The following is a 13,349-nucleotide window of genomic DNA, read 5'->3' on the forward strand; positions in this document are numbered from 1 at the left end:
TCCCGCGCGGGACGTGGGCCACTTCCCCGAAATGATCTTGGTCCGGGTGATGTCATACCGCAGCGTCGACGGTCGCGAGCGCCTCGGACAGGATGGCGAGCCCTTCGTCCGCCTCGTCTTCGGTGAGGGTGAGCGGCGGACCAAGCCGGATGACGTTGCCGTGCAGACCACCCTTGCCCACCAGCAGGCCACGGCGGCGGCACTCCTCCATCACCAGCCCCGCGGCGCGCGGACTCGGCTGGGTCCCGCCTGGCTCGACGAGCTCGATACCGATCATCAGGCCCTTGCCGCGCACCTCACCCACGATCGGCAGGCCCTCGGCGGCCGCGCGCAGCCCGGTGATCAGCTTCTCCCCGAGCTTGGCGGCGTTGGCCTGGAGATCGTGTTCGAGGAGATAGTCAAGGGTCGCGCTGGCGGCCGCCATCGTGAGCGGGTTACCACCGAAGGTCGAGAGGGAGTTGGCCGCGAGCGAATCCATGAGCTCGGCCCGGGCGATGACACCGCCGATCGGCAGACCGCCGGCCGCGCCCTTGGCGAAGGTCAGGATGTCGGGCACGATGCCGTGCGCCTGGTAGCCCCAGAAGTGCTCGCCGGTGCGACCCCAGCCCGTCTGGACCTCGTCGGTGATGAACAGGATGCCGTAGTCGTCGAGCACCTGCTTCATCGCCGCGTACAACCCGTCGGGAGGCGTCGCGAATCCGCCCACTCCCTGGATGGGTTCGGCGATCATCGCGGCGACGTCCCCCGCGGTCGTGGTGAGGATGACGTCACGCAGGTCGTCGACGCAGGCCTGGATGTAGTCGGCGTCGGAGAGGTCCCGGAAGGGCCCGCGGTAGCGGTAGCCGCCGTGGACGTAGCTCACGTGGACGGGCGAGAGGGAGGTGGCGCCCCAACTACGGTTGCCGGTGACCGCGACTGTCGCGAACGCCCGGCCGTGGTAGGAGTTGCGCAGGGCCAGGATCTGGTTGCTCCGGCGGTGGTGGGTGGCGAGCAGGAGCGCCGCTTCGTTGGCCTCGGTGCCGGAGTTGACGAAGAAGACCTTGGCGTCAGGGATGCCGGAGAGTTCGGCAAGGCGTTCGGCGTACTCCACCTGGCGGCGGCCGAGGTAGGCCGTCGAGGTGTGGACGACGCCGGCAGCGAGCTGGCGTTCGACCGCCGCGGTGATCTCGGGTACGCCGTAGCCGAGGGAGTTGCTCAGGATGCCGGCGAAGAAGTCGAGGTAGACCCGGCCGTCGCCGCCGGTGAGTCGGCGTCCCTCCCCGCTCACGATCTCCAGTGGCTGCTCGTAGTAGAGCGCCATCCAGGCTGGCATCACCGCGCGGTGCCGAGCGAGCAGGTCGTTCTCGGTCATCTGGTGTCCTCCGTCCGCTGCGTACCCAGTCACGACATGTCGAGATAGACGTCAAGGCCGGGAACTTCGGTGAAGCCCAGGCGGGTGTAGAGGCGCGCCGCGTCCTCCGTCTCGGGGTTGAGGTGCGCGAGCGTGGCACCAGTGTCGAACCCCCAGCGCAGGAGGTGACAGGTCAGGGCGGCACCGATGCCCCGACGCCGGGCCGGCTCGAGCACGCCGACGCCGTAGATACCGACACACTCCCCGCCGGGCCCCGAGGTCCGGACGCCGGTCGCGACGCCGACGGGAGCGCCGTCGAGCAGCGCGAGCAGGATCAGGAACCCGTCCGCACCCAGCTGCGGTCGGACCCATCCGAGATTGGGTTCGACCGGATCTCCGAACGCCTCGGCGTCGACCCGGGCCACCAGCTCCACCTCGTCCGCTCGGGCGGCGCGGACGGAGAGACCCGCCGGGGACAGGGCTGAGCGGACCGCGCGGAATGCCTCAGGATGCAGGCCCATGCAGCGCCTGCGGGTCGCCCGCCGGCCGTGCGCCCACCGCACGCCGGCCGGGATCCGGAGGTTCCAGGGGACACCGCGCGCGGCGAACCACGCGCGGACGGCATCGAGGTCGACCAGCGCTGGGTCGGTGACGTCACCGGCGTTCCACTGGGGGTTCGGGAGGCCGGATGCCATCAGGCGAACGCCGGGGAACTCGGCCACACCACCGCCGTACGGCTCGCGGGCGCGACCCTCCGCCTCGGCGGCGTCGGCTTGGGCGGTCCAGACGGCGACCGGATCAAGGTCGAGCCCGGGCGGAGCGCCCGGGCTGGCCGTCTGACCGGTCACCGCTCCTCCCGTCATGGGTCTGGCCTCACTCACCCAACAGCGCGTCGACGAACGCGGCGGGCTCGAACGGCGCGAGATCGTCAGGGCCCTCCCCCAGGCCGACCAGCTTGACGGGGACGCCGAGCGCGCGCTGGACGGCCACGATGATGCCGCCCTTGGCGGTGCTGTCGAGCTTGGTGAGCACGATGCCGGTGACGTCGACCACCTCGGAGAACACCCTGGCCTGGGTGAGGCCGTTCTGTCCGGTCGTCGCGTCGATGACGAGCAGCACCTCAGAGACCGGCGCCTGCTTCTCGATGACCCGCTTGACCTTGCCGAGCTCGTCCATCAGGCCGGTCTTGGTGTGGAGCCGGCCGGCCGTGTCGATGATGACCACGTCGGCTTCCTGCTCGACTCCGGCCTTGACCGTGTCGAACGCAACGCTCGCCGGGTCGCCGGCTTCGGGGCCGCGCACGGTCGGAACACCCACCCGGTCACCCCAGGTGGCGAGCTGGTCGGCCGCGGCGGCACGGAAGGTGTCAGCGGCGCCGAGGACGACGTCCTTGTCCTCCGCGACCAGCACCCGCGCCAGCTTGCCGACCGTGGTGGTCTTGCCGGTGCCGTTGACGCCCACGACGAGGAAGACCGCCGGGTTGGTCTCGCGCCGGGCGGTGTCGAGGGTGCGGTCGAGGTCGGGGCCGACGAGCGTGAGCAGCTCCTCCCGAAGGATCTCCCGCGCGTGGTCAGCCGTGGCGGCGCCCTCGACTCGGACCCGGGTGCGCAGGCGTTCGACCAGCTCCTGGGTCGGGCCGACACCGACGTCGGCGGTGATCAGCGCGCTCTCGATCTCCTCCCAGGTGTCCTCGTCGATCCGGTCGCGGGACAACAGGGACAGCAGACCCTTACCGAGCGTGGACTGCGAACGAGCCAGCCGGGCGCGGAGCCGGATGAGCCGCCCCTGGGCTGGCGCCGGCCGCTCGACCGGTGGCGCCACCGTCTCGGCGACCTCCAGCTCGTCGCCGCCGACGGTGCCGGTGGGTGGCCCGGGCCGCGGAACCGTGGTGATCGTGCCCGAATCGTCGCGTTCGCCACCAGGGCCGCCTCCGCCGGCGCCGCCTTCGGGCGGAGTCCGGGGCGTGGGAGGCAGATCGACACCGCGGCTACGCCGGCCTACCGCGAGCAGGCCGAGGATGACAACCGCGAGGATGACGATGACGAGGGCAATGACGACGTACTCCACGATCGCTCATACTCCCAGACGCCGCGGACGGCCGCAGGACCACGGCACCGGTACGCCGTTCCCGGCTGCCCGGGTCCTGCCACGGCCGCCCGAAACTCAGGCGTCAGAGTCGCGGCCACTCCCACCCGATCCGGGTGTGTCCAGCTCGTCGGCGGCGAGCACGAGCCGGCGGAGCAGCGCCGCGAGCTGTTTGCGCTGGGCCAGGCTGAGGTGCCCCAGGGCGTCGATCTCCACGGTCGACTGCTCGCCGACCGTCTGCTCCCACGCGGCTAGCCCCTGGTCGGTGAGGGTCACCACGATCCGTCGCCGGTCGCCGGGGTCTGGCGTACGCCGGACGAACCCGGCGCGTTCGAGAGCGTCGAGCCGCTTGGTCATGGCGGCCGGTGACAGCTGGAGGGAACTCGCGAGCTCGCTCGGTGTGGCGTGGTACGGCGCACCACGACGGCGGAGGTCGAGCAGCGTTTGGTACTGCCAAACGTCGAGACCGTGCCGGGTCAGCGCGGCCTGCTTCGTACGCGACATCGCCCGCACGAACACCTGCATCCGGACGATGATCTGCTCGGCCAGCGGATCGAGGTCGGGCAGCTCACGACTCCAGAGCTCCACGTGCCGGTCGATCCAGTCCTCCATCCGGCGACCGTACCGCGCCGCGCCGTGCCCGCCACCCACCTCCCACGGCAGGGGACTTGTTCAACTCTTCGGTGGGTGGCCGAAGGTCGCGCGACCTCTTACTCACAACCCGTCGCACTGACTGTTCGCGGCAACGAGCGGGGAGCGGGAGCCGGCTTGGCGGAGGTGTCTCTCGGCTTCTTCGCCGAAACTCCTCCGCCAAGTCATCGCAACCTCGGTGGGCGATCTCGCATAGTGAGCAACTCTCGAACCCGAGCAAGATCCTTTTCGGGGAAGTGGCCCACGTTCCGCGCGAAGCGTGGGCCACTTCCCCGAAATGATCTTGAGCGCCATCATGGCCCGGGTCCGGCTCGCTCAGACCCAGCAACCTGTCCGGCGCCCGAGGTTTTGAATAAGCCACTCGCTATCCGGTACGACCGGGTGTACGTCATTCGAGACAGCCACCACCTCACGCGGCATCTCCCAACGAAGCACGCTGAATTCGGCTTGCATGGTGACGACTTGGCACACCTCGCTCGACTTCACGCGCCAACCCCCGCCACCGCCTCTTCCGCCACCGCCTCTTCGCCGAGACTCTGCCCGAGTGCGCAAACATTACACTGGTGAAAAGTTCGCCGGTGAACTAATCTCCGGGGCCATGACCACAACCGATCCGAGCCACGCCGAGTCCCCGACGGCCGGCGCGCGCACCAGCCTCGACGCCGTACTCTCCGCCGCGAGCGAACTCGTCCTCGGCGGCCGATGGGACGCCGCGGCCCTTCTGCTCGACTCCACCGTCGTCGATGATCCGCTCGACCGGGTCCGGCTGGCTCTGACCGTGGCCGCCGTGGAGACGGACCGGGACTTCTGGCTCCGCACCAGCGGCGCGGAGGAGGCGCTCAAACGTGCCGCCAGCGCGCTGGAGACCGCGCCGGACCGGGCCTTCGCGTGGGAGTTGGACCTCCTACGACTACGGCGCGACTACGCGGAGGCCCTCTTCGCCTCCGGCGACGCGCCCACCGACGAAGGCCCGACCGACCCGACCGGCCCGGCAGCAAGCGTGATCGCCGATCTCACCAACCGCGCCACCGAGTTGCACGAGGCCGCGCCCGCACCGGCACGGGCCGGCTGGACGGCGTTCTACCACGGGCTCATCGTGGACGTCCTGGCCGGCGACCATGCCTCCGCGCCCGCCCACTACGAGGAGGCGCTGGCCCTTGCCGAGCGCTGGGGCGACGACGTTCTCGCGTCGTACGCACTGCGCCATCTCGGCGGGCACACGCAGGATGCCGGCGATCTGGAGCGTACGAAGGACCTCTGGGAACGATCCACCGTGCTCCGGCAGTCCACCGGATTCGTGCCCGGCGCGCTCGCGCAGCAGATCCTGCTCGCCGTTCTCGCCCGGGAGACCGGCGACACCGCCGCCGCGAGCGCCCTCGCCACCGAGATCGGCCGCTGGGCGCGGGCGCTCGGCATCGAGTACGTCGCGGCGCAGGCGGACGGCCTCGCCCAATCCTGACCGGAGTCTCGGCGCACCGTCCGGGTCGCGAGGCCGACACGCCGACACACCGTGTGCCCGGAACAACTCCCCATCGGGCCCGACCCCACCGAAACTTCTGCCATGTGTGCGCAGGTCACCGCTGGTCTGAGGTTCGATGAGAGGCGTCGGCCCGACGGGGAAGGAAACAGTCATGGTCGAGCGGTGGGTGAGAGTCCTGGGCACGTTCTGTCTGACGACCCTCAGGACGTCCGGAGCCCATCTGGTGCTGCCGTGACTGAGGCAAGTGTTGCGTCACTCGTCCACGCCGTGCGTGCGGGCAACCGCGAGGCGTTCGAGCCGTTGTACCGCATCCACGTGGGTGCGGTACAACTCGCCGTTCGTGACCATCTGAGGGATCCCGACCGGGTGGCCGACGCTGTCCAGGAGACGTTCGCACGGGCGCTCGCGTCGTTGGACAAGCTGCGCGACCCAGAGCGGTTCCGGCCCTGGCTGCTGTCGATCGCCCGGCACACCGCCGTGGACTTCCGGAGGAACCTCTCCCGGATCACCGAGGACGAGCTCGACGAGGTGGACGTCGCCACGCCCGACAACAACGATCCGGCCGAGCTGGCCGCGCTCCGTGACGTCGCCGCGGTGGTCAACGGGCTGGTGGTGGGGCTCTCCCAGCGGGACGCGGTGGCGCTCAACCTCGTCACTCTCGGTTTCGAGGTCGCCGACGTGGCTGCCGCCCTAGGAATCAAGCATGGTGCGGCGAAGGTGGTGCTGCACCGGGCCCGCCGGCGTCTGCGCGCCGCGCTCGTGCTCCAGCTTCTCAGCGGCGGCGCCGACACCCGCTGCCGCGAGCTCGCGACCATCGTCGAACGCGAGGGAACGACGGCCGCCGCACGGCACGCCGAGAGCTGCTCCGTCTGTGAGGAGTCGGTCCGGCGCGCGCTATACGGCTGACGGTGGCGCGACGTCGGCGGGTGGCTCGGGCGGCTCCGAGGGCTCAGGGTGCTCGTCAGGGTCACCGCCGGCACGCTCTTGAAGTCCGACGACGTGTACCCCCGAACTCCGCAGGACTCCGGCGAGCGCGTCCGGCAGCGCCTGCGCACTCCAGCGGGTCGCGGCCAGCTCCGGGGTGCCGTCGTCGGGGTAGGCCTGCGCGATGCCCGGTGCGAGGAGGATCGCGAGCAGGGCACGCTCATCCGCGTCCAGCTGCGTCCGCGCGAAGTCGCGAAGCTTCTGGATCAAGCGGCAGGCGGCATCAGTGTCCATCTCGATATGAGCATTGTCGCGCAATAACCCGTCCGGTTACGCGCCGATGGACAGGTCGCTGCAAGGAGGCGTCAATTTCGGGGTCTGCCCCACGGTTGGTGTAACCGAACCACCATCGGGGGCGACTTGCATCCTGGGTGGGCCGGATACTCGCGAACCGGGACCTGATCGGGCGACTGGGGGGTGGCCCCGATCGGCGACCCGACGCCGGGACATCGTGGACCGCCCGCAGGGGGATGGCGGGTCCGTGCCGTGTCTGGGCGTCCAGCCGGCACGGACCCGCCGTTTGCCAGACCCGCCGTACGACGACGACCCGTCAACCGCTCCTTGACGCGACCGGCAGGCGAACCTCCGCGCGCACACCCGGCGCGGCGTCAGCGAGTACGACGGACCCCCGGTGCAACCGGACCAGCTCCCGCACGATGGCGAGGCCGAGCCCGCTGCCACCGTCGTCGCGGGCGCGGGCGTCGTCGAGGCGGGTGAAGCGGTCGAAGACCCGCATCCGATCTTCCGGCGGGATACCGGGACCGTCGTCAGTCACCGTGAGCAGCACCTCGCGCCGGCCGCCGTCAGTGCAGGTGCCCGACACCGCGACCACGACGCAGGACCGGGCATGGCGTACGGCGTTGTCGACGAGGTTCGCGACCACCCGGCGGAGGGCGTCCGGCGTACCCTCCACCTGCCACTCCCCCTCGCTGGACGACGTCACCGGGACCCGAGCGTCGGCGTACCTTCCGACCACCTCGCGGACCACGCCGGCCAGGTCGACGTCCACCGCGGGCGGGGCCAGGGCTCCTTCGTCGGCCCGGGCGAGGAGGAGAAGGTCGTCGGTCAGCCGGGCCAGGCGGTCCACCTCCACCTGCAGGTCGCGCGCCACGTCAGACCAGTCGACGGCGTCCGGACCGAGGCGGGACGACACCTCGAGCTGGGTCCGCATGCTCGCCAGCGGGCTGCGGAACTCATGCGCCGCGTCGGCCACGAAGGCACGCTGCCGCTGCCGGGCCGCATCCAGACGCGCGAGCATGTCGTTGAGCGTCACCGCGAGTCGGTGCACCTCATCCTTGCCGGAGGGCACGGGCAGCCGGCCGCCAGTCCTGGCGCCGGTGATCTCGGCCGCGCCGCGGCGCAACGACTCCACCGGGCGGAGGGTCCAGCCGACCACCCGCCAGGCAAGGACGGCCAGAGCCGCCACCAGCAAGGGAAACGCCACCAGCAAGGTCCCCTTGACAACCGCCACGGAGTCGTGCAGCCCGCGGGCCGACACCGCCACCAGCACGGTCATGGAATCGGTACCAGCCCCGGCCTTCCCCACCACCACCCGCACGGGCCCGGTGACAGCAAGGCGTTCACCGCTGATCGTGAACCGGCTACCGCTCTCGGCCAACGCGAGTTCGGTGGGACGCAGGACCGGCACCAGGCGGTCGGATCCCGCCGAGGCGGCGCGCACCCGCCCCTGGGTGTCTACCACCTGGATCGCGGTCGTCCCCGCGCCGACCGGGATCGGGTCGGACAGCTGGCCCGCCTTGATCAGGGACACCACCGTCGCCGCGGTCTGGCTGGCGTTGCTGTCAAGGTTGCGTTGCAGGGTGTACGTCAGGGTCTGCAGCAGGACCAGGCCACCGAGCGCGAGCCCCGCCGCGACTCCGGTCGCACCGATCAGGATCAGGCGCGCCCGCAGGCTCGCGCCGAGCCACCACCGCCGCATCGCTAAGCCTCGCCGTCGACCAGCCGGTATCCCACGCCGCGGACGGTTTCGAGCGCCTCGCGCCCGATCTTGCGGCGGAGATAACCGACGTACACCTCGACGACGTTGAGGTCGGTGTCCTCCGACGCGTCCCAGACGTGGTCGAGTAGCTCCAGTTTGGGTACGACATCACCGACCCGGCGGATGAGATATTCCAGCAGGGCGTACTCGCGGGTGGTCAGCGCGATCTCCGCCTCGGCTCGGGTCACCCGGCGGCTGGCCGGGTCGAGGGTGAGTTCCCCGGCGGTCAGGATCACGGGGCGTTCCGGAGCACCGCGCCGGAGGAGGGCGCGCAGCCGGGCGAGCAGGACGACGTAGGAGAACGGTTTCGTGAGGTAGTCGTCGGCGCCGGAGTCCAACCCGTCGGCTTGGTCGTACTCCCCGTCCTTGGCCGACAGCATCAGGACGGGTGTCCAGTTCTGTTCGGCCCGCATGGTGCGTACGACGTCGTAGCCGGACACGCGCGGCAACATCACGTCGAGCACCACCGCGTCGTAGTCGCCGTGCCGGGCACGCTCCAGTCCGTCCTCGCCATCCGTCGCGAGGTCGACGACGAATCCCTCGGCGGCCAGCCCGCGCACCAGCGCCCGGCCGAGCCGGACCTCGTCCTCCACCAGCAGCAGTCGCACGACGTCCAGCCTGTCACGGGTGAACCAGGCACATCCTCTGACGTCGCACAGTCTCAGAGCCTGATCCCTGGACTCTCGGGCGTTCTCAGCCTGTTCACAGGACGCCTGGCGCAGGATGGACGGGACGCGCCCGAGCCGGGCGTGCTCGTTCCTTGAGGAGGTGGCGGAGTTGCTCATATCTCGTCCCGCCCTGCGCTGGATCGCTCCCATCGCCGTCCTGGCGGTGGCGCTCGCAGTCGGTAGCGCGGGGACGCTTCTTCGTGCGCAGGCGGCCGGTGCGCTGCCATCGCGCACCGCCGAGCAACTCCTCGTCGACCTGCAGACCGCCAAGCCCGGAGGGTTCTCGGGCACGGTCGTACACCAGGCGGACCTCGGTCTCCCACAACTCCCGTCGCTCCGCGGCGGCGACGGAAGCTCGGAGCTGTCGTCCCTCGTTTCCGGTAACCACACACTGAAGGTGTGGTACGACGGCCCGCAGCGGTCCCGGCTCGCCCTGCTCGGAACGCTCGGCGAGTCCGACATCATCAGGAACGGCCGCGACGTCTGGACCTGGTCCAGCAGTTCCAAGTCCGCGACCCACGTCGTGCTGCCGGCCAAGGTCAAGGGCAGAGATCCGCTGCCGCCGGAGGCCCGGTCGCAGCTGCCGCAGACTCCCGAAGACGCCGCCAAGCAGGCGCTCGCGGCCATCGATCCGACCACGAAGGTGACAACGGACGCCACCACCACCGTTGCCGGGCGGGCCGCCTACCAGCTGATCCTGACCCCCCGCGACACCACCTCGCTGGTGGGCCAGGTGCGGCTCGCGATCGACGGCGCGAAGCACATCCCGCTGCAGGTGCAGGTCTTCGCCCGCGGCGCGAGCGAGCCGGCGTTCCAGGTCGGCTTCACGCAGATCACCTTTGGTACGCCGAGCGCCGACCAGTTCACGTTCTCGCCTCCGCCGGGCACCAAGGTCAAGCAGGTCACGCCGGGTGAGCACGCCGGCCTCGACCACGCGAGGAAGGGCGCGCCGCACCCGAACGCGAAGCCCGGGACCGCGGCCGGCGCAGACCGTCCGCAGGTGGTCGGCAAGGGCTGGACCACGGTGGTCCTCGCCCGCGACGTCCCGGCCGCGGGGTCGTCCGGGTCCGACAACCAGGTCAGTGCGGTGCTGGCGGCGCTCCCGAAGGTGAGCGGGGCGTGGGGCAGCGGCCGACTGCTCAAGAGTTCGCTCTTCTCGGTGCTGGTCACCGATGACGGTCGCGTGCTCGCCGGAGCGGTGAGCCCCGAACGGCTCTACTCCGTAGCAGAATCCACGAAGTGACAGTCTCCAGCACACCCGTGGCGCCCGCCAGCCAGCCGCATCCCCCTGGCGGGCGCCACGGGCACGATCCGGCGGTCCGCACCTTCGGGCTCACCAAGAGATTCCGGTCGGGGCAGGTCGCCGTTGACGGCATCGATCTGGACGTGCCCGCCGGGTCGGTCTACGGCTTTCTCGGGCCGAATGGTTCGGGAAAGACCACGACGATCCGCATGTTGCTCGGCCTGGTCGGCCCGACCAGCGGCCAGCACGAGTTGCTCGGCCACCCGATGCCGGCCGGCGCCGGCACCGCCCTCGCGCGCATCGGCGCGCTCGTGGAGGGTCCGGCGTTCCATCCGTACCTCTCCGGGCGGGCGAACCTCCGCCGGCTCGACGCCGCTGACCGCCACGCGGATCCGCGTACGTCGGCCGCCCGCATCGACGAGGCCCTGGAACGCGTCGGACTGCTGGCCGCCGCCCAGAAGCGGTACCGCGCCTACTCCCTGGGCATGCGGCAGCGACTGGCCCTTGCCGGCGTCCTCCTGCAGCCCCGCGATCTGCTCATCCTCGACGAACCGACCAACGGCCTCGACCCGCAGGGGACCCGCGAGGTCCGCACCCTCATCACCGAGCTGGCGCGCGACGGCGCGACCGTCATGCTGTCCACCCACCTGCTGTCCGAAGTCGAGCAGATCTGCACCCACGTTGGTGTGATGCACGTGGGTCGGCTGGTCGCGCAGGCACCGCTCACGCAGCTGCGGGCTGACGCGACCGCGCGGGTACGCGTGGAAAGCCGTCAACCTAGCCTTGCGGTCGAGACGCTGCGCAGGTTCGGGTTGACAGAGATCCTGGTCGAGGGGGAAATCGTGACCGCCGTGCTCGGCGACGTGGTGGCCGACAGGGACGGTGGGCCCGAGAAGCTGATCAGTGCGCTCGTCGAGGACGGCGTACCCGTGCGTGGGTTCGGTGTGGTGACGCCCGACCTCGAGGATGTGTTCGTGTCCCTGACCGGGGAGGGTTTTGATGTCAGCGGTTGAGGCGGCGACGCACCCGACGGCCGCGAATCTCCCCGCCCTGCGGCGGATCAGCACGCGGTTCTTCCGTTCCGAACTCCTCCTGATCTTCGGGCGGCGCCGCAACTGGGCGGGCATGGCGGTCCTGGCCGCCGTACCCTTGATCATCGCGATCGCGGTGAAGGTCACGGCTCCGCGGCCGGGCGGAGGCGGACCCGACTTCCTCAGCAGCATCACGTCCAACGGGCTCTTCGTCGCGCTCGCCGCGCTGGCCGTCGAGCTGCCGCTCTTCCTTCCGCTCGCGGTGTCCGCGATCGCCGGTGACGCGGTGGCCGGTGAGGCGAACCTGGGAACGTTGCGCAACCTCCTGGCGGTGCCAGTGCACCGCACCCGCCTCCTCGCCGTGAAGTACGCCGCCATCGTGGTGTTCGCGGTCGCCGCCACCGCGCTCATCGCCGCTGTCGGTGCGCTGGCGGGGTTGGTGTTGTTCGGAGGCGGACCCCTGACGTTGCTGTCGGGCGTCCAGGTGCCGTTCGGCACCGGCCTCGTCCGGCTGGTACTCGTCTGCGGCTACATCGCCGCTTGCCTGGCGGCGCTCGGCGCGGTGGGGTTGTTCGTGTCGACGCTGACGGAGCAGCCCATCGGCGCGACCATCGCGACGCTGATCTTCGCCATCACCAGCCACATCCTGGACGCGATCCCCCAGCTGGACTGGCTCCACCCGTACCTCATCAGCCATTACTGGATGGCGTTCGGTGACCTGCTGCGTTCCCCCATCGCCACCACCTCCATCTGGCCTGGCCTCGGGTCGGCGGCCGCCTACACGCTGATCTTCCTCGCCGCCGCCTGGGCCCGCTTCTCCAGCCGCGACATCACCAGTTGACCTGCCGGTGATCGCGAACCTCAGGCGGCGAGGTCGATCAGGTCACCAAGGCGCGGACCGGTGTCGAGGAGGACAACCGGCGCACCCGTCACCCGCTCCACCTGGTCGATCAGGGCCCGTACCGCCGGGGTGATCGCGTCCCGGTGACGTGCCCCTCGCATGGCCGGATCCACGTGGTCGCAGAACGTCAGAGCGATCTGGGTCGGACCGTTCAGCATCGTGGCGTACTCGAGCAGATCCCAGTCGAGCTGGCCCGCCTTACGCCGCGGTCGACCGGTCACGACGCCGTACTCCGCGATACCGCGCCGCAGCACCTCCCGCTCGCAGAGTTCGTACGGCAGCGGGCCTTCGCCCACCCGGGTGGGGAGCGCCTTGACGACCATCACCACGTCCTGCACCAGGCGCCAGTTGAGGCCCACGTCGTCCATCGCCGCGGCCGCGGTGCAGTTGTCTGAGGTGGTGTAGGGGTACTCGTCGCTGAACGCCAGCGACAGCAGGGTTCCCTGGGATCCTTCGACGAGGACCACCTCCTCGCGCGCGACGGTGTTGACCTGCCGCGCGACGTCGGTGAGGTACGCCGCCAGCGCCGGATGCTCACGTGCCTGCTGGGCCCGCCGCAGGATGAAGTCGGCCCGGGCGGCACCGTTGCCCGTACACGTGGAGCCAACTGTGGCGGCGAGATGGGCGTCCCGGCGCTCGGCGGCGATGTGTTCGGGAGTGATGAGGGCGCAGCGGCTGTCGACGAGAGCCCGCTCCGCGAGGTCGAACTCCGCCACCTCCGCGGCGAAGACCTCAGGATCCACCAGGACTCCGGAGCCGACGGCCACCTTCGTACGCGGATTGATCCACCCGGTCGGTAGCTGCCTGGCCTTCACCAGCGTGCCGTCTTCGAGGGTGACGCTGGCCCCGGCGTTCGTACCCACCCCCGCGCGAACCGCGAGGGGTACGTCGTCGCGAACCGCAAGGTAGGCACACACCTTGCCCTTTCCCGAGTCGCCCCACAACGCGTCGACAATGATCACCGCACCCACGTTGTC

Annotated in this window: 13 protein-coding genes; 5 read left to right on the plus strand and 8 right to left on the minus strand. The window is 70.5% G+C overall.

The features are described from left to right. Positions 1 to 52 precede the first annotated feature (52 nt). The 4 genes from B141_RS0123810 to B141_RS42360 form a co-directional block, all read right to left on the minus strand. Positions 53 to 1,351 (minus strand): aspartate aminotransferase family protein, encoded by a 1,299-nt coding sequence (locus B141_RS0123810; RefSeq protein ID WP_020577699.1) that lies wholly within the window; start codon positions 1,349 to 1,351, stop codon positions 53 to 55. 29 nt (positions 1,352 to 1,380) lie between these two features. After that, positions 1,381 to 2,178 carry a GNAT family N-acetyltransferase gene (locus B141_RS46020; RefSeq protein WP_020577700.1) on the minus strand — a complete coding sequence of 266 codons (798 nt, stop codon included), beginning with the start codon at positions 2,176 to 2,178 and terminating at the stop codon, positions 1,381 to 1,383. Between the two features lie 25 nt (positions 2,179 to 2,203). Continuing rightward, on the minus strand, positions 2,204 to 3,397 hold the full coding sequence (ftsY, locus tag B141_RS0123820; RefSeq protein WP_020577701.1) for a signal recognition particle-docking protein FtsY: 1,194 nt from the start codon (positions 3,395 to 3,397) through the stop codon (positions 2,204 to 2,206). 96 nt (positions 3,398 to 3,493) lie between these two features. Beyond that, on the minus strand, positions 3,494 to 4,027 hold the full coding sequence (locus B141_RS42360; protein WP_051114170.1) for a MarR family winged helix-turn-helix transcriptional regulator: 534 nt from the start codon (positions 4,025 to 4,027) through the stop codon (positions 3,494 to 3,496). Between the two features lie 637 nt (positions 4,028 to 4,664). Here B141_RS42360 and B141_RS42365 point away from each other — a divergent pair. Beyond that, positions 4,665 to 5,525 (plus strand): hypothetical protein, encoded by an 861-nt coding sequence (locus tag B141_RS42365; RefSeq protein WP_020577703.1) that lies wholly within the window; start codon positions 4,665 to 4,667, stop codon positions 5,523 to 5,525. A gap of 252 nt (positions 5,526 to 5,777) precedes the next feature. Continuing rightward, entirely contained in the window at positions 5,778 to 6,452 is a 675-nt protein-coding gene (locus B141_RS0123840) for an RNA polymerase sigma factor (protein ID WP_020577704.1), read from the plus strand. Here the strand turns inward: B141_RS0123840 and B141_RS0123845 are convergent. The 3 genes from B141_RS0123845 to B141_RS0123855 form a co-directional block, all read right to left on the minus strand. Further along, positions 6,441 to 6,764: a hypothetical protein gene (locus tag B141_RS0123845; protein WP_020577705.1), complete on the minus strand. Its 324-nt coding sequence runs from the start codon at positions 6,762 to 6,764 to the stop codon at positions 6,441 to 6,443. The genes B141_RS0123840 and B141_RS0123845 overlap by 12 nt on opposite strands. 316 nt (positions 6,765 to 7,080) lie before the next feature. Continuing rightward, complete coding sequence (locus tag B141_RS0123850) at positions 7,081 to 8,469, minus strand: sensor histidine kinase (protein WP_020577706.1); 1,389 nt, start codon at positions 8,467 to 8,469, stop codon at positions 7,081 to 7,083. Positions 8,470 to 8,471: 2 nt separating this feature from the next. After that, positions 8,472 to 9,137, minus strand: a complete 666-nt coding sequence (locus tag B141_RS0123855) for a response regulator transcription factor (RefSeq protein ID WP_026257525.1) — start codon at positions 9,135 to 9,137, stop codon at positions 8,472 to 8,474. Positions 9,138 to 9,252: 115 nt separating this feature from the next. On the opposite strand from B141_RS0123855, the gene B141_RS0123860 reads away from it, so the two are divergent. From B141_RS0123860 to B141_RS0123870, 3 genes are read left to right on the plus strand one after another with little or no spacing between them, the layout of a single operon-like run. Then, the gene (locus B141_RS0123860) at positions 9,253 to 10,440 is read left to right on the plus strand and encodes a LolA family protein (RefSeq protein WP_051114169.1); all 1,188 of its coding nucleotides are present in this window, start codon (positions 9,253 to 9,255) and stop codon (positions 10,438 to 10,440) included. Then, positions 10,437 to 11,453: an ABC transporter ATP-binding protein gene (locus B141_RS0123865; RefSeq protein WP_237742791.1), complete on the plus strand. Its 1,017-nt coding sequence runs from the start codon at positions 10,437 to 10,439 to the stop codon at positions 11,451 to 11,453. Before B141_RS0123860 ends, B141_RS0123865 begins: the two co-directional genes overlap by 4 nt. Continuing rightward, positions 11,440 to 12,312 carry an ABC transporter permease gene (locus B141_RS0123870; protein ID WP_020577710.1) on the plus strand — a complete coding sequence of 291 codons (873 nt, stop codon included), beginning with the start codon at positions 11,440 to 11,442 and terminating at the stop codon, positions 12,310 to 12,312. Before B141_RS0123865 ends, B141_RS0123870 begins: the two co-directional genes overlap by 14 nt. Positions 12,313 to 12,332: 20 nt before the next feature. On the opposite strand, the gene B141_RS0123875 is transcribed toward B141_RS0123870, so the two are convergent. Then, complete coding sequence (locus B141_RS0123875) at positions 12,333 to 13,343, minus strand: adenylosuccinate synthetase (protein WP_020577711.1); 1,011 nt, start codon at positions 13,341 to 13,343, stop codon at positions 12,333 to 12,335. Positions 13,344 to 13,349: the final 6 nt, after the last annotated feature.

It is taken from the genome of Actinopolymorpha alba DSM 45243 (assembly GCF_000373925.1).
Classification (GTDB): domain Bacteria; phylum Actinomycetota; class Actinomycetes; order Propionibacteriales; family Actinopolymorphaceae; genus Actinopolymorpha; species Actinopolymorpha alba.

Coding starts and splice junctions, on each gene's coding strand:
- B141_RS0123810 (WP_020577699.1), bottom strand. CDS start 1,351: ATGACCGAGAACGACCTGCTCGCTCGGCACCGCGCGGTGATGCCAGCC.
- B141_RS42360 (WP_051114170.1), bottom strand. CDS start 4,027: ATGGAGGACTGGATCGACCGGCACGTGGAGCTCTGGAGTCGTGAGCTG.
- B141_RS42365 (WP_020577703.1), top strand. CDS start 4,665: ATGACCACAACCGATCCGAGCCACGCCGAGTCCCCGACGGCCGGCGCG.
- B141_RS0123845 (WP_020577705.1), bottom strand. CDS start 6,764: ATGGACACTGATGCCGCCTGCCGCTTGATCCAGAAGCTTCGCGACTTC.
- B141_RS0123850 (WP_020577706.1), bottom strand. CDS start 8,469: ATGCGGCGGTGGTGGCTCGGCGCGAGCCTGCGGGCGCGCCTGATCCTG.
- B141_RS0123860 (WP_051114169.1), top strand. CDS start 9,253: ATGGACGGGACGCGCCCGAGCCGGGCGTGCTCGTTCCTTGAGGAGGTG.
- B141_RS0123870 (WP_020577710.1), top strand. CDS start 11,440: ATGTCAGCGGTTGAGGCGGCGACGCACCCGACGGCCGCGAATCTCCCC.